The organism is Nostoc sp., from assembly GCF_036919615.1.
GTDB lineage: Bacteria > Cyanobacteriota > Cyanobacteriia > Cyanobacteriales > Nostocaceae > Nostoc.
In genome coordinates, this window is sequence record NZ_JBALCN010000102.1 from 140,869 (window position 1) to 165,242 (window position 24,374).

Below are 24,374 nucleotides of genomic sequence, written 5' to 3' on the forward strand. Positions count from 1 at the left end.
ATTTATTTATCAGGTGACAATATGTCGAAAAAAATTGGTTTGTTTTACGGGACTCAAACTGGCAACACTGAATCTGATGCCGAAAAAATTCGGGATGAGTTTGGTGGTGATGCTGTAACATTACATCCCATTTACGAAGTGGATACTACCACTTTTGATGAGTATGAATTGCTGATTATTGGCTGTCCCACTTGGGATATTGGTCAACTTCAGAGCGATTGGGAAGGCTTTTTCTCTGATCTGGATGATATAGATTTTAGTGGTAAGCAGGTCGCCTATTTTGGTGATGGAGACCAATATGGCTATAGCGATAACTTCCAGGATGCAATAGGAATTCTAGAAGAAAAAATTTCTCAACGGGGCGGTAAAACTGTTGGCTACTGGCCAACAGAGGGGTATGAATTTGATCAATCTAGAGCTGTGAAAAATGGCAAGTTTGTCGGATTGGCACTTGATGAAGGTAGTCAATCTGAGTTAACAGACGAGCGAATTAAAACTTGGGTTACTCAGTTGAAGAAAGAATTTGGTTTGTAGAAAGTACGAGATGATATCTGTGCATCTGTGTCAACTTAAAGTGACAATCACTAAGGGATAAAGCTTTGAGAGATTGCCTGATTAAGAATCTTCGACTCTTAATGCCCACCTGACTAGTGCTATTCTCATTACCCACATTCTTTTAACAGTCAAATTGTTGCTAAACATATAGTCTGCCTGCGATTCAAATCCTGGGCTGCATAGCATAAGTCAGTTGTAACTGACTCCGGTTAACTGAATTGAGTCCGTTGAAACGGACTTTAGCTATTAGCTTGAGAATTTCTTCCCAAGCTAATAGCAAGGAAGCAAGAGATTGAAAAGATGTGGGTAATGACGAGCCTAATTAGCGACAGAGCCGTAAAAAAAGGCATTTCCACGTAGAACCTGGAAATGAGATTTTTTATCATGTTTTAGTTAAAGTTGACACCAATAACAGATGTAATTTCTTATTCAAAATTGATAATTCAAAAGTTTTAGGTATGACAGGTATTTATGTCTGATTCATTTGATGTTCTGTGGTTAAATGCTAGTCCGATATTGAAGCGTTTTGATAAACCATTACTTCAATACTTATCTGGGTATATGAGCATCGCCCAGTGGGAATACCACCAAACTAAAGATGAAGCCAGTTCCATAGATCAAGCTGTGGAGTTGCTGTATGACTTTTTAGAATGGTGCGATCGCCCCGTGCATTTGGCAGGCCATAGTATGGGTGGTGCGATCGCCTTAAGCTATGCTCGTCGATTCCCCCAGAAAGTGCGATCGCTCACCCTGCTAGCTGTAGCATCTCAACCCGCCAACAATTGGCACGCTCACTATTACTTTCAACGACAACTTTTTAGCATCAGCCGTGAACTAGTTTTGGCAAGCAACGTTCGCAGTCTTTTTGGAAATCAATCGCCTCATACCACTAAGAAATTGGTAGCTGCCTTAGATAAAGATTTAGAACAATCTCCCTCGCCACACTCTTTGTTTAAGTTGGTTTATTTACCCAAGGGTGGAGTTTCTATGCCAATGATGGTATGTGGTAGCAAGAGTGATCCGGTAGTTAATCCACTTGCATTGCATGACTGGTTAAATTGGTTTAAGCCAGAAGATAAACTCTGGGAATGCCCACAAGGGTATCATTTTTTTCACTACTTCTATCCTCAACAGGTTGGTGAACAGATTTTGAGTTTTTGGCAACGCCACCATCCGCATCTACTGGAAGCATCTCCACTATCCCTAAGCACTTCTACATATTCATAAAGGCAGAAGGCAGAATAACCCACACCACGCTTAAAAACTAATATTTGCTTGCAGCCAACAGTAGTTCGAGCAGTGATAGTTACCATTGTTGCTTTGCTTGTGCTGCTTATTTTTCTTTCTGTTTTGATAATTACATTTTGTAAAGAGATTAGCTAAATAAGAATTATTTTCAATAAACTAAATTTGTAATCTCAATAATTGGTAATTAGCTTCAATAAGCAGAGCATGTGGCAAGAAATGATATCTGACGACAATCGCTAACACCTACACTGAATTGGAAGAAGCTCTCTTCCTTCAGGTAGAAGCTTCGCGTCTATTGTGGTAAGTGATTTGTTCTACTCACGCAACATTTAACTGCTGAAATAAGAACTAATTAATTGAGTATTTTTGGTAACAATTACTAATTTGCTTAACAATGCAGACATACGGCAATCCCAACGTCAAATTTGATTGGTGGAATGGTAACGCCCGCTTCGTCAATCTCTCTGGTTTATTTATAGGCGCTCATGTGGCACAAGCAGCGCTGACGACGCTCTGGGCTGGGGCGTTTACGTGGTTTGAAATCTCTCGCTTCAATCCCGAAATACCTATGGGTGAACAGGGGTTGATTTTGCTTCCCCACTTAGCCACCTTAGGTTTTGGTGTAGGCGCAGGTGGTCAGGTAGTTAATACTTACCCTTATTTCGTTATCGGCGCTTTACACTTAATTTCTTCTGCTGTGCTTGGTGCAGGGGCACTTTTCCACACCTTCAAAGGTCCAAAAAACTTAAAAGACGCCACTGGTCGCGCTCGGAAATTTCATTTTGCATGGGACGACCCGAAAAAACTTGGGTTTATTTTAGGACATCACCTAATTTTCTTGGGATTAGGTGCTTTACTCCTGGTAGGAAGAGCTATGTTCTGGGGAGGACTGTACGACTCAACAATTCACGATGTTCGAGTTGTCACCGACCCCACCCTCAATCCTTTGGTCATCTATGGCTATCAAACTCACTTTGCGAGTGTTAACAACTTAGAAGATTTAGTCGGTGGTCATATCTATGTAGGCTTGTTACTTATTGGCGGCGGTATTTGGCACATCCTCATAGAGCCTTTACCTTGGGCGAAAAAGCTTTTAATCTTCTCCGGTGAAGCCATCCTTTCCTATTCTTTAGGCGGTATTGCCTTAGCAGGATTTGTTGCAGCTTACTTCTGTGCGGTAAATACCTTAGCTTATCCCGTGGAATTTTATGGCCCTATCTTGGAAGTAAAACTTGGAGTTAGCCCTTATTTTGCCGACAGCATTAAGTTAGTTAACGGTGGTTACACTTCCAGAGCATGGTTAGCAAATGCCCATTTCTTCTTAGCTTTCTTCTTCTTACAAGGTCATCTGTGGCACGCCCTACGAGCAATTGGCGTTGACTTTAGCCAAATTGAAAGGGCAATAAATGCCATTGGTAGCGAGTCGTAAAACAATTTTAGATTTTAGATTTTGGATTTTAGATTATCACAACCTAAAATCCGTCTTGGAAAGTTCTGAGACGCTCTCTACGAGACGCTGCGCGTAGCTTGCTTCTCCGAAGGGGTACGCGGACTCGCTACCGCTACGCTAACGCCGGAAGTCGGTGCTCAGACTTTCCGCAAAATCTCAAAATTTAAAATGCTCATAAGGGTATTTAACTATGACAATTACAACTGATAGAACCTTAGCAGAAGACACAAATTTATCGTGGTTAGTGGGTAATGCCCGTTTAATTGATTTGTCTGGTCAATTACTAGGCGCTCACATTGCTCATGCAGGCTTAATTATGTTTTGGGCGGGAGCAATCACAATATCGGAAGTTACACGCTTTGTTCCTAGCGTACCAATGTATGAACAGGGATTGACTTTGTTACCCCACTTAGCAACTTTGGGCTGGGGTGTAGGTGCTGGAGGTGAAGTAGTCGATACCTATCCCTATTTTGTAATTGGCATTTTGCACCTAGTTGCATCTGCTGTATTAGGTGCAGGTGGACTTTTTCATGTTTTTCGTGGCCCGGCAATTTTATATAATGCCGGTGGGCAGGCTGCAAAATTTCACTATGAATGGAATGACCCCAAGCAATTGGGTTTGATTTTAGGTCATCACCTAATTATTCTGGGTTTGGGAGCATTTTTGCTAGTACTCAAGGCGACGATTTTTGGCGGAATTTATGATACTAACGTGGGAAATGTCCGCCTGATTAGCAATCCCAATTTAAACCCAGTAACAATTTTTGGCTACTTAGTTGGTCAGAAAGATGGTAGCTGGACTCCTTTAGGAATGGCAAGTGTTGATAACTTAGAAGATGTCATAGGTGGTCACATTTGGATTGGCTTCATCTTAATTGCTGGTGGGGTATGGCATATTCTTGTGCAGCCTTTTGCATGGGTAAGACGAATTTTACCGATAGAAAATGGTGAAGAAATTCTTTCTTACAGCTTACTGGGTTTAGCTTTGATGGCTTGGATTTCTGCCGTGTTTGTGGGATATAACACAACAGTTTTTCCAAGAGAGTTCTACGGTTATGAACGTCTGGGATTGGCAGATATTCAGTTCTTCCTTGGTGTAGTGGCCTTCTTAGGTTATGTTTGGCACTATTGGCGATCATCGCGTCAAGCTAATAGTTAATTAGGTTTCGCTCAACTCTAGCTAAATAAACTCCGATGCCTGCGGTTAACAGCAGTAAACTGTGGGCATTTCTTGGAATTTTTATGAGGATAACTAATGTTAACTATGATTTTGTGGGCCTTCTGTGGTTGGACAATAATGATTCTATTTATTGGTAGTGTCTGGTTAACGCTAAAAAAAGGGATAATTCATTTAAAAACCCTGCATGAAATTCCCTGCTCTGGTTGTGAATATTTCACCAACGACTACCGCCTCAAATGTACTGTACATCCAAAAAAAGCTTGTTCTGAGGAAGCGATCGCCTGTATTGATTTTGAGCCGAAAACTTCTGCCTGTAATGCTTGCAACAAGGGGCGGCGAAAGCTTTGTTAAATTTATTTGATTACTCGTTCAGTAAGATACAAGGGTACGTAGCTTGCCGCCGTAGGCATCGCCTTTGGCGTTGGTGCTGCGTAGGCGTAGCCCGTCGTAGACATCGCTAATCATTTTACCACTAATTATTGATGGTTCATCCTCTCAAGCTGGGTGTAATCATTCGGATAGGCGTTCTCGAAAATAAAGGCGATATAAATTACAAAGGCATTGAACTTCATTTCCTTTAAATTTAATTAAGCCCAAGCTGCGTAATTTAAAAGTTTGTGCAGAGTCTAACTTCACAGGAATATCACTCTTGATCACTTTTTGGAGCGCTGCTTTTAACAATATATCTTCTTCCAGCAGTGAAAGATAGGGATGTAAAAAGCCTCTAAATAATCCTTCGTCAGTGGGAGCAATTTTCAGAAATTGTTCTAAAGTTAAATTACCTGTGGCAATTTGATAAAGGGCAATCCTTAATAAATAAGGATGACCATCAATCATTCCCCTTAATTGTTCGATGTGTGTATCTGACCAATTTAATTTATGTCGTTGGACTAATTCTTTTATTTGTGTGGCGTTGAATTCTCCGATTTCGATAGATAAACCCACATTAAAGGGGGATTGATTGACATTTAAGGAAACATATACTTCTTGAGAATGAGCAATTACTAAACGCAATTTTTGCCAAATTTCTTCGTTTTTACCTTTTTCATGCCAAGCTCGGAGTAGAGCAAAAAATTCTTGAGCAATTTTGGGATAAGGAAAAATTTTATCAATATCATCTAAGCCTAATACTAGGGGAGTATTAGTATTTTTTAATAAATAGTCTTTTAAATAATTAGTGCAGTTAACTTGACTGCTTAAGCGTCTTTTCCAAGATTGATCTATTTTATCTTCTAGTCCTAATTCATAACTCAGAGTTGCACAGAATGCTTGTAAGAAATTCTTGAGTTCAGTAAGATTTTCTTTACTCCATAAATTAAGAGAAACTGTGCGATAACCTTTTTGTTTACTATGATCAAGAATACGGCTCATTAAAGAAGTTTTACCCATCTTTTGCGGCGCTTTGATGCGGATTAACGCGCCTGGTTGGAGGATGGATTCATAACATTTAATTTCCACCTCTGGACGCTCGGTATAAAAGGGGGAGTTAAGAGGAACTTGACCATCAGTATTTTCAAAAATCACTGAGGAGTTGTTCTGTTTGACTTTTGGTGTTGATTGTTCAACAATGTCTAGATTAATTAGCAATTGTTGCTTAATAAACTGACTCACTCCCTTGTAGACTAAATTCTCTGGTGATTTTGGCTTGGTGATAGAAAGATGGTCGTCATCTGTAGCGGTAGGTTGGACATCTTTGATGCCTGGGTTAGCGCTATCTGGGTCTACAACTAAAAAACCTTGAGTGGGCTTCGTTTCATAATAAACTTTTGTAGTAATTTCCAAGGAATCAACATTTTGCCGATACCACTCGTTAAGTTGACGCAGTTGGGGAATATGTGATTTCAATTCATTAACACTAACAGAGGTCCGTGCCAAAATACCAATTTTATCGACTAAATTAGCGAGATGAGAACCAGTGTGAGGAGTGGATAGAAATACAATGCCTTTTGTCTGTTGAATAACTGCTTTCTTTTGAAAAGTCTGAGCATTACGCAGCATTTCTTTGACTAATAATCCACCCATACTATGAGCGATAAAAATTATTGGGTATTTTCCAATATCATAAACTTCTAAATATTCTTGTAAATTACTAGCTCTATCAAAGAGTGGCATTGTTGACCCTCTCCACTCAAAGGGTTCAGCTTTGTAGCCAAAAGACCAAATACCTAAATCTGGTCTTTCTTGTGCAAGCCACGTTAACCAAAAATTATCATCGTTGCGTAGTTCTTGCGGATGCCAAGTTCCTCGTGCATGGCCACCTAACCCGTGAACAAAAATCACATCCCCGCACCGCTTAGGGTTATCACATCCCGATATTTTGATTAAACCAGTTATCTCTGCGGGTTCAGGTTTTGGGGGTTTAGAAAAAATGTTAAAGGGCATAGATATTATGGGGAGAATTAGAGGATGACAAATTCTTCTTATGCCACGATCGCAGCGCGACTTAAAACTAGGATACAGCGATCGCGTCACTACTCGGACTACGGTGTACACACAAGTCGTATCACCCCCCTTAATCCCCCCTTATAAAGGGGGGAAATAAGATTTCCGGTTCCCTCCCCTTGTAAAGGGGAGGGTTAGGGTGGGGTAAAACCTGTCTTCTTCAGCTATTTTCAGATTTATGTGTACACCGTAGCTTAAAAAGGGGGGAACTTCTTAAGCCCCCTTTTTAGGGGGAGGTTGGTCGATGTGAGTGCGTAAGTCCTAAACAGTGACCATCAACGGGCATTGAATACGTTGCGGTATATTCACGCCAATCCGAAAGCGGCGGGAATGCAAGAAGGCTTTTTCTATGATTTTAGTAATTATGGAATCTATGACCGACTTGGGGATGATGGTTTAACAACTTGGCATCCGGCTTTTTTGACGTTGGGTAAAACTTTAAATGAATGTGCTGCTAAATATCGGTTTTTTTGTAAAAAGTATAAACCAAAAGCGAAAATAGAAAAACACTATTTTTAGGGTAATCAATTTTTGCCGAAAGTAATTAAGGGCAAATGTAAAAAAGCATCACTTGGACAGATGCAATTACCTTGGGATATTTGGGGGGCAAATAATCCAGAAATTATTGATGTAGCTGAAAAATTTATTTTTACTAATTGTTATAATTCGCAAGTTGCAGGGGTGATTTTCCGAGATCACAATCAATGATTTGAGATGAAGATAGGAGCAGTGTCTGCATTTATCGCTCAAAACATTTATATTTGGGAATTTTTATGATATTAAACTATTTTTTTCCTTGCCTGGTGCCAGGTATCGAATCTCCGAAAGTCTTATTATTGTCTGAGAAATTTTCCCAGAATAAATATTTATAATTTTCGGAAAGCCTTATCTGTTACAATTTACAAGTCTCTGCAAAAAGAGAGGACTATACGTTTCTAATAATCTCGTATAGTATTCATCATCTCCTATACTCAGCACTTTTGTATACTCCTCTGCATTGGTTCCTACCGCATACAAATACGTCGGTAATTCTCCCGCCTTTGATACCATTCTCCTGTACTGTCCTTCCAAATTTACTCCATCCTCTTCCTTAAGGTTCATGGGTAATTCCTCATATCCTCTCAACTTCCCATCATTTCTTCTCCATCCCACCTCATTTGTAAAATTATTATACTCTTTCCTATTCCAATTTCTCGATTCTCCCTTCTCAGAATCAAAATCGAAAGAATTGCCACTAGCCAAATATATTTTTTTCTGGACACTGTAACCAAAATACCCCTGAGAGTTCTTAACCCAAAGTCTATCTAGCTGTTTCAAATTATCACACTTAAAGTTTATGACATCAATTGGGTATAATAAACTTTCTTTTTTTCTTCCTGCTGAATAGAGAATAAATTGCCAATTTTTCTTATCTGCTTCCCTCCATCTTTGCTGCTGCATCAAATAGTCTAATTCATTTAATAAATGTTCCTTTAAATATTTATCATAATCTGGGTTTGAGCCGTCTAATTCTTTAAGTTGACGATAAAGCAAAGCCACAATATCAGCATTGCCATTGTAGAGAATATTTGGGTCTAAAGTAAATAGATCAAGATTAGACTTAAACTGAGATTCTAGACTTTTGATATTTTTAAATGCTTTTTTGTAATCTGCTAAAGCCCTAACTTTATCTGAGCGTTCTTCTAATTTACCTTTAACATAGTTAATATAAACTAAAGTCGCTAAATTATTTGAATTATTCTCAACTTCATTTTCTAGTTTTGATAATTCTGGTAGAATTTTTTTAAAATATATTTCAGCATTTTTTAAATCATTTTTTTTATTTACCTCGTTTTTTTGATCAACTAGATATTGATATCCTAAAACCAGAGAACTATATAATAAAGCCTCTTTTAACTTGGGATTATTAATTTTACCCTGCAAAACCAAACCTGCAATATTTAAAAACTGATTGGCTTGGTTCGTTTCCCCTTTTTGTTGAAGTTGAGAAGCCACCGTTGATAGTTCTCTAATTTTAGCAATTGATTGGTTGAGATCATTTGTATTTCTGTTAGCGGTTTCAAGCCTGATAAATGCAGCTATTCCTAACAAGCCTGTAATCACTAAAGTGATAAATAAAACCATTACTCCAAAACGCATTCTTTTTCTAGCAGTTATCAATTGCTTTTCTGCTTTCTGTTTAGCTTTAGCTTCAATTTGTCTAGCTCTTTCTGCTGCTTCTTTTTCTTTCCTTTCCCTTTCTAATTCTGCTTTTATTTCTGTTTCTACTAGTTCCTCTTCTCGCTCTCGTTTACGACTAGCTGCTAAAAATTCTAAATCTTGAAAACCTAAACTTTTATCCCTTGCCCAAATTGAAGCTTCTACTAAAGCATTTCCTCTCAATAACCTAGAATCATCCTGTTTTCCTGATAATATCCATTGACGATAATTCTCTGCATAAGGACGCAAACTGCCTAAAGTTTTCTCAATCCATAAATTATTAAAAATAGTTTGATAAATCAGATTATAAACCTTTAATTTACTCTCTTGTTTAACAACGATTCCCGCTAACTGTAAATCACTCTGCTCAATACTACTATCAATATCGATTCCGCCTAAGTACCATACTTGTTGATATAAATCTAATAAGTATGCTGCTTTTTGTTCATCTCTTTTTAAAATTCTATCCCGAATCGTTCTAAAATGTTCTGGTTCATCTTGAGATTCCCAATTCTGAATCACTCTATCTCTGACTAAATTCTCTACAAAAGCAGCTTCTTCACCTGGGAAAATTACAGTTGCAGATTTACGGACAAATTCACAGACTTTCTGAGTTAAAAATGGCTGTCCTCCAGTCCAGTCTAAAATCGCTTTTAGTATGGCTTCCGGGTTGCTAGTTTGTCCAGATAATCCGTTGATTAAAGGTAAAGCTTCTGCGAATTCAAATCCGGTTAATTCAATTCCTTTGCCAATATTAAAAGGAGTGCGCTTTTTATCTTGAATTAACTCAGAAGGTGTAGCTACTCCCAAAAGCACAAAAGTAATGCGTTGATATTCAGGATTATCAACCCTTTGATTAAAGAAAGCTCGAATTAAAGCAAAAAAATCATCAACCGGAAATTTTAAACTGAGAACACTATCAATTTCATCTATAAAAATAACAATCTGTGTGGAAACTAATTTTAGTAATTTGTCAATAAATTTACCAAAAATCTGCACATCAGAAAAGCGGGAATTTTCTTCCCATAATTTATCTATATCAAACTGCTCACCTAAGTTTAAACTTTCAGAACCAGCAATAGTATTAATAATCCCAGAATACCATTGTTCAGACTTTAGCCCTGATGTCCCAATTGCGGTTAAATCAATAGATACACAAGCAATTCCTTCACTTTGTAACCTTTGCATTGTGCGGACACGCAAGCTGGATTTTCCCATTTGTCGAGAGTTGAGGACAAAACAAAACTCTCCAGCTTTCACAGCGTTATACAAATCTGCATCAGCCTTGCGTGTGACGTAGGTAGGTGCATTAGCAGGAAGACTACCACCAAATTGATATTGATAATCTTGGGGAACAGGCGAGTTCATAGTTATATGCTACATGGCTAATACTCAGGTAATATGTCAATTAAGACACAATATACTACTTGAAGGCTGAAGTTTCTTTCATAAGTGCATGAAAATTTTGATTTACCAATTAGGAGAAGCAAGCTACAATATCAGGCGATCGCGTAGCCCAGAGCAGGCATCGCACTTTTGATCTCAATGTTTGAGCCGTCCCCCCAATGCCTTGGCTACCGTGTACACACAAGTCGAATTATCCCCCTTAATCCCCCCTTATAAAGGGGGGAAACAGAAAAAAAATGTTGTTCCCTCCCCTTTATAAGGGGAGGGTTAGGGTGGGGTAAAACCGAGATTTATCAACTACTTGAGACTTGTGTATACACCCTAGCTTACCAAGGGGGGACTATAGGGGGGTTAAAACGATCTCAAATTCTGCGCGTTTGATTTAGGACTGCTATATAAGCAACAGATACCTCGAAGTCGTGTTGAAGTACTTGAAAGTCGTGTTGAAGTACTTGAAAGTCGTGTTGAAGTACTCCAAAATCGTATTGAGGTACTTGAAAGTCGTGTTGAGGTACTTGAAAGTTGTGTTGAGGTACTTGAAAGTCGTATTGAGGTACTTAAAAGTTGTGTTAAGGTACTTGAAAGTCGTGTTGAGGTACTTGAAAGTCGTGTTGAAGTACTTCAAAATCGTGTTGAAGTACTCCGAAGTCGTGTTGGAGTACTTCAAACTTTGTCGCACTGCGATCAAGTACACAGGTGCGTAGGCGTAGCCCCAATACAGTTCGGTTAAGATGTTTGTCTCTCGGAGATCCCCCCAACCCCCCTTAAAAAGGGGGGCTTTCTCTGAATCTTTACCCCCTTTTTAAGGGGGTCGCCGCAGGCAGGGGGATCTTATCCGAACCGTATTGGGCGTAGCCCGCCGTAGGCATCGCTTTTATAAATCTCCACAAACAAAGTGATGTCTACGACGGGCTACGCCTACGCTTGACTTTTAAATGGGAAATTAATTTTAAGGAAATATTGCTAACTCAGTTTCCGGGTCAAAAAAGTGAATTTTCTCTGGATTTAGCGATAACCAAAGCTGCTCACCAATTTGGACAAATCGGTCTGGTGGGATTCGTACTTGTAGGTAATTGGCTGTAGTAGCAGGTTGAGATCCAGGTTCGGCAATCTTAACAGCGAGAAAGGAATCGTTGCCGAGATTCTCTACCAAATCTACTTGCACGGGTAGATTTTTGGTGGCAGGCATACTCAAGTTTAAGTGTTCTGGACGAATACCTAAAATTAGAGTTTTCCCATCATATTTTTGTAAAGCTTTTCCCCAGACTTCTGGCAGGGTGAAACGAAACTGGGAATGAGTAATCAACTGCGGGGCATGAAATTCTACAGAAATAAAATTCATCGGTGGTGAACCAATGAACTCTGCTACAAAAAGGTTGGCAGGGCGGTTGTAAAGTTCTAGGGGAGAAGCAACTTGCTGAATTTTACCCTCAGACATAATCGCAATACGATCGCCCATTGTCATCGCTTCTGTTTGATCATGGGTAACGTAAATTGTCGTTGTCCCCAGTTGGCGCTGCAATTTCACAATTTGGGCGCGGGTTTCCGCCCGCAGTTTGGCATCTAAGTTAGACAGCGGCTCATCCATTAAAAATACTTGAGGGTCACGCGCGATCGCTCGTCCCAGTGCAACCCGTTGTCTTTGTCCCCCAGATAGCTGTTTGGGTAAGCGATTCAGCAATGTTTCGATTTGCAACAGTTGGGCAACACTACGCACCTGCTCATTTACCGCCCGTTCTTTGTCAGAAATGTAGCGCAGTCCTTTAGGTAACTTTCTTGTCGCACCCACAAAAAGATTTTCTGCCCACGTCCGAAGATATGGAGTATTTTCTCCTCTACTCCTCTGCTCCTCTGCTCCTCTGCTTCCCGTGCGGCGTAACCCAAAGGCGATATTGTCATACACCGTCATGTGAGGATAGAGGGCGTAATTTTGAAATACCATTGCAATGTCGCGTTCCTTGGGTGGTAGGTCATTGATCAAGCGATCGCCTACCCAGATATTACCGCCAGTCATCGTTTCTAACCCGGCGATTAACCGCAGCAGGGTGCTTTTACCACAACCAGAAGGGCCTACCAACACCATAAATTCGCCATCTGCGATCGTTAGGTTAATCCGTCGCAAGACGTTGACACTTCCCGCACGCTCTGGCGCTGCATCAGTTTTCTCCCCAAGCGTGAGAGGAGATTGAGTTTGTGAGGTCACACTTTCCCCTTTACGCGAGGAAAAACTTTTATAAACGTTTTCTAAAACAACTTGAGACACAACTGTTAATTATTGTCATTGAATATTGGGCATTGGCTTGAAAAAGGGACAAATGACTAATGACAGTTTAGCGCCTATCATAATACACGTTCACTCTAAACATATCGTTCACCGCGATATTAAACCGGATAACATCATTCATTGTGCGTTATCGGGATGGTAAGCCAGTGCTGATTGATTTTGGTGCTGTACGGGAATCAATGGGAACAGTGGTGAATTCTCAAGGCAATCCTACCAGTTCAATTGTGATTGGTACACCTGACTATATGCCGAGTGAACAAGCCGCAGGTAGACCAGTTTTTTCTATTGATTTATACAGTTTAGGAATGACGATTATACCATTTTAGGAAATACCCGATATATATTAGTAGGGGCATACTGCTTTACGCCCTGAGAACCGATGCATTTTTTGCAAATATTTTTCAGCAATGCTACACTTTCTAAGTATATTTGCTTGAAATTATCAAAGGATTTCCTTGCTACTTATTAGAAAATATATAAGTTAGCTAGTGTAACATATTGGACAGATTATTAAATATTTAATCGCCTAAAATCGCTAAATATCAGAGGCTAATCCTAGTGAAGTCTATATGGAGTCAGAGATAAACTCTGTTCTTCTCCTCCAAAGTCCATCTCTAGATACTAGGCAGTTTCAGAACCAGGCATTTCTATTTAAGATATAAAATTGCTATATCCAAGATGAGCAATCCATAAGTTAAAAAAATGCCATGTTTATATTTTCTTTGTTATTTTGTATTTAACGGGACAGTTCTTCCTGATTTGGTGGGTTTAAATAACAATTAGTTAAACAATTTCCCCCCAAAGATGCATGTAAATTCTTTGCATTGTGCTTACTTTACTTTCCAATTTCCAAGCAGAATGCAAATTGACCAGACAGATTACATGGTAATATTCGCAATCGGCAAATAGCTCATCTACACTAGGAAAACCTTGTCTACGACTATGCTGAAAACAAAAAATCGACGTATTTTTCTGCCTGCTTTTATTAACTCTTTAGAAGAAAAGGATCAAACAGTCCGTAAAAAGCAATTTGCTCTACCTAAATTAGATCTACTGCAACCATTACGTCAATGGCTGGACAAAATTGAGATTCAGAATCGGAAATTAGCCAAATTTATTGCTAAACTGATTCCCGCCCAATGTCCATTCGAGCGTGATATCATGCTTTTTGGTCGCACAATAGGCCACATTCCGCCAATGTGCAAGCTCAATCCGCTTTATAACGAACTTGTCTACTTGCGTTTTCGGGCTTTGTGTTATCTAGTAGATCAGTGTGGAGAGGATATTCAATCCTACTGCTGAAGATAACTAGAGAAAATACAACATGGAAATTAAAATTGAGCATCAACCTACACAAGAACGCCTGAATGAATTGGGTGTCTCTAAATGGGAAATTTGGAAAAAGGAAGTTTCCAAATTCCCTCGGACTTATGATTCTCAAGAAACTTGCTACTTTTTGGAAGGTGATGTAGTTGTTACTCCTAATGGTGGACAACCAGTGCAAATGGGTAAAGGCGATTTGGTGATTTTTCCTCCTGGCATGTATTGCATATGGGAAATTACAAGCAACGTGAAAAAACATTATTACTTTGATTAGTCAATAGATAAAAGTGATCCCCTTTATCTACTTGATGATCCCAAAGACCAACGCTTCACAACATCTCATAAATTAATTTAGATTTATACTATATGGAGGTTCGCAGCGAGTGTCGAAGGATAAAGTGGTAGAATCTGCAAATTGCTTATATCCATATCAATCAAAACTCGTTGCGACTCCATCCCCTAAATAATATTCCTAGAAATAAATAGTCTCATTTCCTCCAAATTTGATAGAAAGTTATTCCCCGGTTAGTGGTTGATAACTAAAAATGTGAAAGTCATTGATCCCCGACTTTTTTTAGTAAGTCGGGGATCTGGTGATAGCGATCGCCACCACTCTTAATCTTGGCAGTTCATAATTGTGTTAGTGGGAGTTTAGTTACAGAAGATGCGGTGTAGCAAAAAAAGGTTTTGCTCTCCCGCAATTTTATTGAAGGAAATAATCAAAAATGTTACTGCATTTAAGTACTTGGCAAGAAATCGAAGCTTATTTACAGCAGTCAAAGGGGATAATTTTTCCTATTGGTTCCACAGAACAACATGGGCCAACGGGGTTAATTGGCACTGATGCCATTTGTGCAGAAGCGATTTCAGCTGGTGTGGGTGATGCAACTGGTGCGATCGTTGGCCCGACAATCAATGTGGGGATGGCACTACACCATACTTCCTTTCCTGGCACAATTAGTCTGCGTCCCAGCACTTTAATTCTAGTAGTGCGAGATTATGTAACTTGTTTAGCCAAAGCTGGTTTTAGCAAGTTCTACTTTATTAACGGACACGGCGGTAACATCGCCACCCTGAAAGCGGCTTTTTCCGAAACTTACGCCCATTTAGAAGATTTACAGATTAATAATGCCCAACAGGTGCAATGTCAAGTGGCAAACTGGTTTATGTGCGGTTCTGTATATAAGCTAGCTAAAGAATTATATGGGGATCAAGAAGGTTCTCATGCAACGCCAAGTGAAGTAGCCCTTACCCAGTACGTTTATCCAGAGGCGATTAAGCAAGCGCCCCTTTCACCCGAAGTTGCAAGCGGATACAGGATTTATAGCGCAGCTGACTTTCGAGTGCGTTATCCAGATGGACGCATGGGATCAAATCCGGCTTTAGCAACGCCTGAACACGGTAAACAACTTTATGACTTGGCGGTGAAAGAACTTAGCAATGGGTATTTGGAATTTGTGAACGCTGAATAAAAGTCATGGAAAGACATTGTAGAGATGCGAGTCAAATTGCGTCTCTGGATAAAATATCTTGAGAATAGTTAGGGACTTCCAAATAAAAAAATATCCAACTAACTCTTGTGGGGTAGGCGTCTCGCCTGCCCTATGAACTGGGCGGGTTTTTCATAGATAATCTGGCCACCCACCATATTGCTATATCCTTTTTTTAACCCAAAGGGACGCTAAGGTTTATGCAAAGGTTCGCAGAGGAATTCATTTTCAGCGTTCCTCTGCGCTTTACTTTACTACCTGGTGCGTTTTAAAATCTTAATTCTCATATTTAACAGCACTATTCAATAAAAAGAGCCAGAGAACTAACTCTATGGCTCAAAGCTGGAGACAAAAGAATCATCAAATAAAGGCTAACTTGGCTAAGAACCTAAATTCTTCCCAGGTTATGCAGCCCTAAGACAGCGCCCACTCCTAAGATATGACCAAAGGCAGTACTTGCTAAAAGGGCTGGTAAACCAAAATCACCTAAGAAATTGACTGAGGGTATTTTTGGTTCTGCGTTAGGATACTTGATGGTAGATTTACCAATGGTAATGGCAATAATATTGGCAATAATGATAATCAGTCCAACTGTCGGACTCCATTGCAGAGGTGTAGTTGCAGCAGCGAGTAAGGTTGAAGTAAGCACCTGATTTGCTCCTAAAATTTATTAATGATTGAAAATATAATCTGAAACTTTCCGAAGCAAATTCCAGAAAGTACCCAATTTTGCATCAATATTTAACACTTATTCTTACTACTTAATACAACGTGAGTTCAACGCGGTGAGTTGACTATGGTAAGTGGTTTGAACTTCAATAAATATCTGGTGAAATTAAATATGTATTATCTAGAACCCTTGTAGAGACACGAAATTGGACTGGGCTTCTCTACGAGACGCTGCGCGTAGCTTGTACGTCCCTCCCGCTGCGCTAACGCGTCTCTACATTCTTTTCCGGAGATGTTTAATCTGAGAAGTAGGCATTTTTTAGTTTTAAATTATACCTTACTATTAAATGCTAAGAGAATTAATCGGGGTTCATCTATAGAACTCAGTATTTGATTTTTAAAATATACGTAGGGGAACCAGTGCGTTGCCCAGAGCATATTCACATAAAATTGTAGATAATAAATATAATTTTCATCTATCAAAAGTATGAGATATGAATATAGGAATTTTTTATATCTAAAGAAATTAGATACTTCTGGCAGAAGATGTAAATAAAGATTAGACATAATAAATTAAAATCAATATTAATAAAAGTTCTGAAACAATTCAGGCAAGTGTGCTATACACGAACTTGGAACAGCCCAAAACTTTGTTAAAATCAGCAACACACAAACTATGAACTCTACCACCGAAAAACGTATTGCCTTAATTTCCGTCCACGGAGACCCGGCAATTGAAATAGGGAAAGAAGAAGCTGGGGGACAAAATGTTTATGTGCGCCACGTGGGTGAAGCACTAGCACAGCTAGGATGGCAAGTTGATATGTTTACCCGTAAGGTGAGTCTGGAGCAAGACTCGATTGTTGAACATAGCGACAATTGTCGAACTATTCGTTTAAAAGCTGGCCCCCTTGAGTTTGTGCCGCGAGATGATATTTTTGAATATCTGCCAGAATTTGTCGATAATTTCCTCAAATTTCAAGTAAAAAATGACTTTAAATACCAGTTAGTTCACACTAACTACTGGCTCTCTAGTTGGGTGGGGATGGAGTTAAATAAAATCCAAGATAGTAAACAGGTTCACACCTACCACTCCTTAGGAGCAGTCAAGTATAACACTATAGAAAATATTCCTCTGATTGCAAGTGTGCGATTAGAAGTGGAAAAACAGGTTTTGGAAACAGCAGAGCGAATTGTGGCGACAAGTCCGCAAGAACAGCAACATATGCGATCGCTAGTTTCGATTAAAGGTAATATCGACATCATTCCCTGCGGTACAGATATTCAGCGGTTTGGTTCGATTGCACGAAAAGCAGCCAGGGCTGAATTGGGTATTGAGAAAGAAGCGAAAGTTGTATTATATGTAGGACGTTTTGACTCACGCAAAGGTATAGAAACCTTGGTGCGTGCAGTAAACAAGTCTGGGTTACGCGACTCCAACACTCCCCAGCTAATTATTGGTGGTGGTAGTACTCCAGGTAAGAGCGACGGCATAGAACGCGATCGCATTGAGCAAATCGTCAACGAATTGGGGATGAGCGATTTTACCACTTTTGTCGGTCGTCTCAGTCAAAATATTTTACCAACTTATTACGCAGCTGCCGATGTTTGCGTTGTTCCCAGTCACTACGAACCCTTTGGACTCGTGGCGATTGAAGCGATGGCAAGCGGTACACCTGTTGTAGCTAGCGATGTCGGCGGACTTCAGTTTACTGTTGTTGCTGAAGAAACTGGTTTATTGGCACCAGCACAAGATGTAGATGCCTTTGCCTCTGCCATCGACCGAATTCTCTTAAATCCAGAATGGCGAGACGAATTAGGTAAAGCCGGCAGAAAACGCGTTGAAAGCAAGTTTAGTTGGGATGGTGTAGCAAATCAACTGAGTGAACTTTACATCCAACTATTGCAGCCACAACCAGTAGCCTCAATAGCAAAAGAACTAGTGCAGTCAACAGCCGAATTAGTGCAATCAACAGCAAAAGAACTAGTGCAGTCAACAGCCGAATTAGTGCAATCAACAGTAAAACAGCCAATCAATTTTGGTTACTAAATAATTCTCTTGCGTCACAGATAATGGTAAGTGGGTAACTCGGAAGTAAGCAATAATTTTCTTTTCTTAGTCTTCAGTCACCGAATTTTAGATTTTAAATTTTGGATTTTGGATTGAAGATTCAAAATCCAAAATTTAAAAAGGTTTGTTCGCGCAGCGTCTTCAAGATTTGCCCCAAAATTTAAACGCGAGAATAATGTCGGCGTTTGAGTAAGGATTATGAACGCCTCCCTGAAACCTCAAAGACATTGATTTATATTGCCATAATTCCTATTATGGTCAGACGACTGGCATGATTTTTGACTGGTTTCAACTTTTAAAACATTCTCTTAGATAATAGATTTCTGCGTTTTTTGATTCGCAGCTACCACCAAACCAAGTAACCGCTATGATAGTTGAGGTCTGCTATGCTTTGACTAAACAAAAATAAAAGCATAGCGATCGCTACCATTTGAATTTTAACAATTAATCGCTTTGCAACCAGTTGACTTTACCACTCTCACAGCTGCTTGTAGCGAAATCAGCGCTAACTGGCTACCATCACGCTTAGAACAGGTTTACCAGCGCGATCGCTACACTATTACTATGGCATTACGCACCCTGAAACAGCGAGATTGGCTAGAGATTTCTTGGCATCCTCAAGCTGCACATATTTGTATTGGCGATCCGCCACCGCGATCGCCAGATACTTTTACCTTTAGTCAACAACTGATCCACCAATTGGGTGGTTTGGCATTGGTAGCTATTGAAGCGATCGCCCCTTGGGAGCGGGTTATTGATTTGCAATTTGCCCGTCGTCCTGGAGAAAGCGCCCTATATCATGTCTATGCAGAAATCATGGGCAAGTATAGCAACGTCATTCTTACCGATGCCAGCAATGTAATTATCACCGCTGCTCATCAAGTCAGTCAGCAACAATCTAGTGTCCGTCCCATCCAAACCGGACAACCTTATGAAACACCCCCGAAACTGACTGGAACTGTCCCCAGTTTGAGCGAATCCCAACAACGTTGGCAAGAACGGGTAAGTTTAGTGCCAGGAGCAATCAAGCGGCAATTGCTGAAAAGTTATAGTGGCTTGAGTGCGGCACTACTGGAATTAATGCTATTAGAAGCAAATATCGCACCAGAAACATCCACCGATAGCCTCAACTCCGACGACTGGCGACGGCTGTTTGAGCGTTGGCAAGAATGGCTGCAAGCCTTGGATGACAGTAAATTTCAACCCGCTTGGACAAAAAATGGCTACACCGTAATGGGTTGGGGTGCAGTTGAAAACGTCAAAGATATCCAGGAGTTACTCAACCGCTACTATACTAACCAGATCAATCAACAGCTATTTTCTCAATTACGCCATCAGTTGAGTCAGAAATTGAATAATATTCTGGCGAAATTACGGAATAAAGCTCAAACCTTTAAGACGCGCTTGCAGCAATCAGATCAAGCTGATGAGTATCGACAAAAAGCTGATTTATTGATGGCTCACCTGCAAAACTGGGAACCGGGGATGAAGGAAATTATCCTTGCTGATTTTGATACAAATTTGCCAGTAGCGATCGCTCTCCAACCAGATAAAAATGCCGTTCAAAATGCCCAAAGTCTTTACAAACAGCACCAAAAGCTCAAACGCGCTCGTTCTGCTGTCGAACCGCTACTGTTGTCAGTGCAGACAGAAATTGAGTATTTAGAACAAGTAGAAGCTGCGATCGCTCAGATAGATACCTACCAAACAGCAGAAGATTTGCGAACTTTAGAAGAAATCCGCGAAGAGTTGATTGGACAAAAGTATCTAGAAGATCCAGAATACCGCAGCCGCAGCGCCAATGATGTCCCCAGCACCAACTTTCATCGTTACCTTACTCCCAGCGGCTTTGAAGTATTAATCGGTCGCAACAATCGCCAGAATGACCAATTGACCTTTCGTGTAGCTGGGGATTATGACCTATGGTTCCACGCTCAAGAAATTCCAGGGAGCCATCTGCTACTACGTCTAGAACCGGGTGCTGTAGCAGAAGAAGCTGATTTGCAATTTGTAGCTAATCTTGCCGCCTACTACAGTCGCGCCCGTCAGAGTGAGCAAGTGCCAGTAGTTTACACTCAGCCAAAACACGTCTACAAACCCAAAGGAGCAAAACCGGGAATTGCAATTTACAAGCAGGAGAGCATCCTTTGGGGAAAACCACAAATAGTCATTAGTCATTAGTCATTGGGCATTGGACATTGGGCACTTGTACTGAGCGAACGCAAGAGTGTCTTATAGAGAAGCCGTAAAGCCTGCGGCATAGCTTCTCTTCTTAGGCTGTGCCAACGCTTAAGGTGCAGCCTCTCCAAGAGTTGTATTGGGTATTGGTTATTTCTCCCCCTGCTCCCCACCCTCCTAACTTTCCCCATCTATAACCCTGCGATCTACTGAATTATCCTGATAGATAGAGGCTTTTAAGCTTTGTTCATATCTTTTTTTTGATGAATATTCTAGAAAAATCTGTGTTGGCTGTTACAATATTGTTAAGAAAAGTTGCCCGTTGCATTTTAGGAACGCGCAATTGGGTTTTAACTCTCTTGAGAAGACAACGCAAAAAAAAGATTTTCGAGACCAGCTGTGGGAGGCTGGTCTTTTTGTTTTTAAAGTGCTTATCCCAATTAGCCGCTTTAGAATCTTCCCCATTAAACTATTAACAACTGCACAACCAGCGATCGCACTCTTTACTGAAATTACTCTCGGTGTTGTCAAGTTACTGGCGCAATGCTACGAAAATGTAGCTGTACAAAAGTTTTACCTCGGTCTCGATTTTGACTAGGCTGCCTTGGGAGCTTCCCTGGCAGAAAGTAACTATATTACTGTCTAGGTTCCTGATGAAACCGCAATTGACTGGAGTGAGTGGATTTATAAACCAGATATGGGTGCGATCGTCAAAAAGGAAAATAGTTCTGCTACCCTATATTATAAATATGTAATTTTTCGTGTCAGTAGATATGAGAAATAAACAAATAGCTTAACAGTAAACACTTTATGGGATTAAGGTTAAATATCAATGGCTGATAAATTTACTCACGGTTATGCTTTGTTAATTGGTGTTGGTGAGTCTGCTTATAATAAGTTATCTTTGCCAGTAACCGTCAAAGATACTCAGATGATTTATGCTGCTTTAATTGACCCTGAACTGTGTGCCTATCCCGATAATAAAGAACATATCCAAGTATTGAACAATCAGGAAGCAACACGGCAAGGCATTTTGGATGGTCTGAATTGGTTAAAGGAAAAAGCAACCGCAGATCCAAGTGTGACTATATTTATTTATTACTCAGGACATGGCTGGGTGGATAAAACTACTAGCCGTTATTATTTACTGCAACATGATATTAAACCAACTAAACTTGCCAGTTCAGCACTTGCAGCAGAAACATTTACAGATGCTTTGTGGCAAATTCGCTCTGAACGTTTGTTAGTGGTGATTGATAGTTGTCATGCAGCAGGAATGGCAACTTCTAAAGAAACAGATGTTGAACTTTTAGAAGAGTTTGATAATTTTGAACGAGTTGCTCCTTCCAAAGGATTCATTGATGAATTGAAACAAGGTAAAGGCAGAGTTGTTTTTACGTCATCAGAAGGTGAGCAACAGTCCTGGATCAAAGATGAGTCAAATAGTATTTATACATATCATTTTATTGAAGCTTTGCAGGGTGCAGCTAATCTAACTGGGAATACAGAAGTTAAGGTTTCTAACTTAATGAATCACCTCAGCAAAGCTGTACCTGAAAGTGCGTTACGTTTATGTAGCGCAGAACAAACTCCTCACTTCGATGTGGATGCAGGAGATTTTGTGATTGCTAAACTCCAAGGCGGTAAAGGTTTACCTGCTAAAGGATGGGAGGAAATTCAGCCACAAGCTACTCAAAAAATTAACCAAATAGCTAAAAATATTCAGCAGTACGGTAGATACATCACCAACATCAATGAAGTTCGTGATGTCCAAAACTTCCATATTGGTGATGTTATTCATAAAAGTTAATTAGAAAGAAGGGGTACCGTAAATCATTTAGAGCGTCTGATTCAAAACTTAAAAATAAATGTGTACCAACCTGATATTTTTCTCTTGATTAGACGTTTGGCGATTCGAGGTAGTAAAGAAGGAGTCTCATTTATTCCAGTGCATCCAGAGAAAGTTTTGCTGAAGCAGTTTTCAATACTGCCATTACAATCCAGTTAATTAAAAGTATCAGATGACACCTAATGAACACCTCAAGCAAATTCTGAATCGGGTTGAAAATGGACAACAAACCGATGAAGATATAACATTTCTACATCAGCAACTTCTGGCTGGCGATCGCCAGGTTGCATCGCAGCTGGGTAAGTATAACGTCAATATTGGCGAAGGGAAAGAGATACATATAGGCGATCGCATTTATCAACAGTGGGATAAGGAAGCGATGGAAGCCTTAGTTAAAGTGATTCAAGAAACAAGCGGTATTCATCAAAATACCCAGAATGGGGATGCAGCCGCAAGAGATATTGATAAACGTAATATTTACGAAAATTGTACATTTATTCAACTGCTGGCGAAAGATAGTAGTTCTGGCAGTATTTATCAAGAATTCTTAAACAAATCAGATTTTTCTAGTATCCCTCAAGAAAGTATTCAACAAGCTTATCAAGACGCTTTACCTCCCGATGCTGGTGTGTGGGATTTCCAGGGAAATAATATTGAAGAAATCCTCAAAGAAATTCAAGAATTTAGACGAATGTTACAGTTTTGTGAACTATTAAGTCAAGATGAAAGGATTCCTTTTGCAATTCGTCATAAACTAAAAAATTTAACTGAAAATTTAGCCGATAAAAAGCATCCAGAAGATTACAAAAATAAACCCTCAACAGATTTTTATTCTCTGAGCGAGTCTGAAAATTCCCTTAACTCTGCTCAACTCTTCCCAGAAACCCAACCAGATCCTTCTATAGGCTTAACAGACTCACAAAGACAACGTTTAGAACAGCAACAACATAGGCTCCAGGAAGAGTGGGATATAAGAAGTAACAAGTTGAAGCTACTGCGGAAGGATTATGCAATTGAGGTAAATACAGCCGTTGAATTTCAGTTACAACAACAAATTCAATCTGAGCAAGCTCAACTGTCACAATTAGAGACAGACTTAGACAAAATTGAGCAAGATCTAATATGTAGTGTACCGTGTCCTCCTATTAAAATACCCTCTGGCAAAAAAGTACGACTTGAATCCTATTTAATCGCTACCCTTGAACGTTGGAATGATGATAATGAAAAGTTTTTACTAAATGCTTGGTTAATTATTGATGACTCAGTACCAGGAAACGACCTATCTAAGTTTACATCACTACTTGATCAAGATGAACAGCAACAGGGAACGTTATGTAAATTTAATGACATACCGAAACAACTGAACAAATTTCTGAAGACAGGTCTCAGACATCTTCGAGGTAAAGAATATCAGCTAATTATTGAGGTATTTTTACCAAGTGATTTGATTGGCACAGAGATAGATCGCTGGAAAATTTATGACCCAATAGTAGAGGAAATAACCTTTGGAATTAAGTATCCAATTCGACTGCGATCGCTAGAACGTTTGAACCTTGAATATTTAGATTCTTATCTATCTGAATGGTATAAGTATTGGGACAAGGTTAAAAGTGTTTTAGATGAAAAACCCATTCAAGAACTATTTGCACATCTTGAGGAGATGGAAACTTTTAATTGGAAGTCATTGAAAAGTAACTTAAAAGAAAAAATCGGACTTAAGGTAACGTGTGCCCTCCCCAAAGCCAAAACTAAGGAATTATTTAAAGCTATCTTAACAGCAACAACACCAATTGCTATTTGGACAAGATGTGATATTCCTAATTTGGATCAGGTAACTGCAATAAATGAAATATTAACTTTGAACCCATTATATCATTTGTATGAATCAGTTAAACAAACTAGAGAAAAAGCTGATGCTCAAACTGAGGAACATTTAGGTTTTCATTTAGCTCTGCTTTGGGAAGATCCTTATCGTCTTACTCCTAATATCATGCTGGAATTAAAAACACCTGGACAATAACAAATAATT

19 protein-coding genes and 3 pseudogenes are annotated in these 24,374 nt (G+C 39.6%); 18 read left to right on the forward strand and 4 right to left on the reverse strand.

Annotated features, from left to right (window positions below):
• Window positions 1-21 precede the first annotated feature (21 nt).
• The 5 genes from fldA (at window position 22) to V7K48_RS32250 (ending at window position 4,784) form a co-directional block, all read left to right on the forward strand.
• The gene (gene fldA, locus V7K48_RS32230) at window positions 22-534 is read left to right on the forward strand and encodes a flavodoxin FldA (RefSeq protein WP_335079001.1); all 513 of its coding nucleotides are present in this window, start codon (window positions 22-24) and stop codon (window positions 532-534) included.
• Between the two features lie 492 nt (window positions 535-1,026).
• Complete coding sequence (locus V7K48_RS32235; protein ID WP_335079003.1) at window positions 1,027-1,782, forward strand: alpha/beta fold hydrolase; 756 nt, start codon at window positions 1,027-1,029, stop codon at window positions 1,780-1,782.
• A 415-nt stretch (window positions 1,783-2,197) separates the two neighbouring features.
• A complete protein-coding gene (locus V7K48_RS32240) occupies window positions 2,198-3,232 on the forward strand; it encodes a chlorophyll a/b binding light-harvesting protein (RefSeq protein WP_335079005.1) in 1,035 nt (344 codons plus the stop codon).
• 211 nt (window positions 3,233-3,443) lie between these two features.
• Complete coding sequence (locus V7K48_RS32245) at window positions 3,444-4,412, forward strand: chlorophyll a/b binding light-harvesting protein (protein ID WP_335079007.1); 969 nt, start codon at window positions 3,444-3,446, stop codon at window positions 4,410-4,412.
• Window positions 4,413-4,508: 96 nt separating this feature from the next.
• Window positions 4,509-4,784, forward strand: coding sequence for a hypothetical protein (locus V7K48_RS32250; RefSeq protein WP_298912958.1), 276 nt, complete (start codon window positions 4,509-4,511; stop codon window positions 4,782-4,784).
• Between the two features lie 159 nt (window positions 4,785-4,943).
• Here V7K48_RS32250 and V7K48_RS32255 read toward each other — a convergent pair whose 3' ends face one another.
• Window positions 4,944-6,815: an AAA-like domain-containing protein gene (locus V7K48_RS32255; protein WP_335079009.1), complete on the reverse strand. Its 1,872-nt coding sequence runs from the start codon at window positions 6,813-6,815 to the stop codon at window positions 4,944-4,946.
• 24 nt (window positions 6,816-6,839) lie between these two features.
• Between V7K48_RS32255 and V7K48_RS32260 the strand changes: the two genes are divergently transcribed.
• The 3 genes from V7K48_RS32260 to V7K48_RS32270 all read left to right on the forward strand — a co-directional run bounded on the left by V7K48_RS32260 (window position 6,840) and on the right by V7K48_RS32270 (window position 7,583).
• Window positions 6,840-6,962 carry a hypothetical protein gene (locus tag V7K48_RS32260; RefSeq protein WP_335079011.1) on the forward strand — a complete coding sequence of 41 codons (123 nt, stop codon included), beginning with the start codon at window positions 6,840-6,842 and terminating at the stop codon, window positions 6,960-6,962.
• 198 nt (window positions 6,963-7,160) lie between these two features.
• On the forward strand, window positions 7,161-7,394 hold the full coding sequence (locus V7K48_RS32265) for a hypothetical protein (RefSeq protein WP_335079013.1): 234 nt from the start codon (window positions 7,161-7,163) through the stop codon (window positions 7,392-7,394).
• A 60-nt stretch (window positions 7,395-7,454) separates the two neighbouring features.
• Window positions 7,455-7,583 (forward strand): hypothetical protein, encoded by a 129-nt coding sequence (locus V7K48_RS32270; protein WP_335079015.1) that lies wholly within the window; start codon window positions 7,455-7,457, stop codon window positions 7,581-7,583.
• Between the two features lie 177 nt (window positions 7,584-7,760).
• On the opposite strand, the gene V7K48_RS32275 is transcribed toward V7K48_RS32270, so the two are convergent.
• Together V7K48_RS32275 and V7K48_RS32280 are read right to left on the reverse strand one after the other, a co-directional pair.
• A complete protein-coding gene (locus V7K48_RS32275) occupies window positions 7,761-10,442 on the reverse strand; it encodes an AAA-like domain-containing protein (protein ID WP_335079017.1) in 2,682 nt (893 codons plus the stop codon).
• 988 nt (window positions 10,443-11,430) lie between these two features.
• Window positions 11,431-12,744: an ABC transporter ATP-binding protein gene (locus V7K48_RS32280; protein ID WP_335079019.1), complete on the reverse strand. Its 1,314-nt coding sequence runs from the start codon at window positions 12,742-12,744 to the stop codon at window positions 11,431-11,433.
• An 82-nt stretch (window positions 12,745-12,826) separates the two neighbouring features.
• Between V7K48_RS32280 and V7K48_RS32285 the strand changes: the two are divergent.
• The 4 genes and pseudogenes from V7K48_RS32285 to V7K48_RS32300 all read left to right on the forward strand — a co-directional run.
• A pseudogene (locus tag V7K48_RS32285) lies at window positions 12,827-13,082 on the forward strand (serine/threonine protein kinase); the annotation flags it as partial.
• Window positions 13,083-13,707: 625 nt separating this feature from the next.
• The gene (locus tag V7K48_RS32290; protein WP_335079021.1) at window positions 13,708-14,067 is read left to right on the forward strand and encodes a Mo-dependent nitrogenase C-terminal domain-containing protein; all 360 of its coding nucleotides are present in this window, start codon (window positions 13,708-13,710) and stop codon (window positions 14,065-14,067) included.
• Between the two features lie 22 nt (window positions 14,068-14,089).
• Window positions 14,090-14,362 (forward strand): cupin domain-containing protein, encoded by a 273-nt coding sequence (locus V7K48_RS32295; RefSeq protein ID WP_335079023.1) that lies wholly within the window; start codon window positions 14,090-14,092, stop codon window positions 14,360-14,362.
• Between the two features lie 451 nt (window positions 14,363-14,813).
• Window positions 14,814-15,560, forward strand: coding sequence for a creatininase family protein (locus V7K48_RS32300; RefSeq protein WP_335079025.1), 747 nt, complete (start codon window positions 14,814-14,816; stop codon window positions 15,558-15,560).
• A gap of 406 nt (window positions 15,561-15,966) precedes the next feature.
• Here V7K48_RS32300 and psaK read toward each other — a convergent pair whose 3' ends face one another.
• Window positions 15,967-16,227 (reverse strand): photosystem I reaction center subunit PsaK, encoded by a 261-nt coding sequence (psaK, locus tag V7K48_RS32305; RefSeq protein WP_335079027.1) that lies wholly within the window; start codon window positions 16,225-16,227, stop codon window positions 15,967-15,969.
• Window positions 16,228-16,923: 696 nt separating this feature from the next.
• On the opposite strand from psaK, the pseudogene V7K48_RS32310 reads away from it, so the two are divergent.
• The 6 genes and pseudogenes from V7K48_RS32310 to V7K48_RS32335 form a co-directional block, all read left to right on the forward strand.
• Window positions 16,924-18,159 (forward strand): annotated as a pseudogene (locus tag V7K48_RS32310) (glycosyltransferase family 4 protein); the annotation flags it as partial.
• A 338-nt stretch (window positions 18,160-18,497) separates the two neighbouring features.
• A pseudogene (locus V7K48_RS32315) lies at window positions 18,498-18,593 on the forward strand (IS5/IS1182 family transposase); the annotation flags it as partial.
• 178 nt (window positions 18,594-18,771) lie between these two features.
• On the forward strand, window positions 18,772-20,499 hold the full coding sequence (locus tag V7K48_RS32320) for an Rqc2 family fibronectin-binding protein (RefSeq protein ID WP_335079031.1): 1,728 nt from the start codon (window positions 18,772-18,774) through the stop codon (window positions 20,497-20,499).
• 424 nt (window positions 20,500-20,923) lie between these two features.
• Window positions 20,924-21,094 (forward strand): hypothetical protein, encoded by a 171-nt coding sequence (locus tag V7K48_RS32325; RefSeq protein ID WP_335079033.1) that lies wholly within the window; start codon window positions 20,924-20,926, stop codon window positions 21,092-21,094.
• Window positions 21,095-21,328: 234 nt separating this feature from the next.
• A complete protein-coding gene (locus V7K48_RS32330) occupies window positions 21,329-22,306 on the forward strand; it encodes a caspase family protein (RefSeq protein ID WP_335079035.1) in 978 nt (325 codons plus the stop codon).
• Between the two features lie 211 nt (window positions 22,307-22,517).
• Window positions 22,518-24,365: a VMAP-C domain-containing protein gene (locus tag V7K48_RS32335; protein WP_335079037.1), complete on the forward strand. Its 1,848-nt coding sequence runs from the start codon at window positions 22,518-22,520 to the stop codon at window positions 24,363-24,365.
• Window positions 24,366-24,374 lie beyond the last annotated feature (9 nt).

What these genes read in the sequence shown, in the direction of transcription:
- V7K48_RS32335 (WP_335079037.1), top strand. Translation starts at nt 22,518, where the DNA reads ATGACACCTAATGAACACCTCAAGCAAATTCTGAATCGGGTTGAAAAT.
- V7K48_RS32235 (WP_335079003.1), top strand. Translation starts at nt 1,027, where the DNA reads ATGTCTGATTCATTTGATGTTCTGTGGTTAAATGCTAGTCCGATATTG.
- V7K48_RS32300 (WP_335079025.1), top strand. Translation starts at nt 14,814, where the DNA reads ATGTTACTGCATTTAAGTACTTGGCAAGAAATCGAAGCTTATTTACAG.
- V7K48_RS32245 (WP_335079007.1), top strand. Translation starts at nt 3,444, where the DNA reads ATGACAATTACAACTGATAGAACCTTAGCAGAAGACACAAATTTATCG.
- V7K48_RS32295 (WP_335079023.1), top strand. Translation starts at nt 14,090, where the DNA reads ATGGAAATTAAAATTGAGCATCAACCTACACAAGAACGCCTGAATGAA.
- V7K48_RS32290 (WP_335079021.1), top strand. Translation starts at nt 13,708, where the DNA reads ATGCTGAAAACAAAAAATCGACGTATTTTTCTGCCTGCTTTTATTAAC.
- V7K48_RS32250 (WP_298912958.1), top strand. Translation starts at nt 4,509, where the DNA reads ATGTTAACTATGATTTTGTGGGCCTTCTGTGGTTGGACAATAATGATT.
- V7K48_RS32260 (WP_335079011.1), top strand. Translation starts at nt 6,840, where the DNA reads ATGACAAATTCTTCTTATGCCACGATCGCAGCGCGACTTAAAACTAGG.
- fldA (WP_335079001.1), top strand. Translation starts at nt 22, where the DNA reads ATGTCGAAAAAAATTGGTTTGTTTTACGGGACTCAAACTGGCAACACT.
- V7K48_RS32240 (WP_335079005.1), top strand. Translation starts at nt 2,198, where the DNA reads ATGCAGACATACGGCAATCCCAACGTCAAATTTGATTGGTGGAATGGT.
- V7K48_RS32255 (WP_335079009.1), bottom strand. Translation starts at nt 6,815, where the DNA reads ATGCCCTTTAACATTTTTTCTAAACCCCCAAAACCTGAACCCGCAGAG.
- V7K48_RS32330 (WP_335079035.1), top strand. Translation starts at nt 21,329, where the DNA reads ATGGCTGATAAATTTACTCACGGTTATGCTTTGTTAATTGGTGTTGGT.
- V7K48_RS32275 (WP_335079017.1), bottom strand. Translation starts at nt 10,442, where the DNA reads ATGAACTCGCCTGTTCCCCAAGATTATCAATATCAATTTGGTGGTAGT.
- V7K48_RS32270 (WP_335079015.1), top strand. Translation starts at nt 7,455, where the DNA reads ATGCAATTACCTTGGGATATTTGGGGGGCAAATAATCCAGAAATTATT.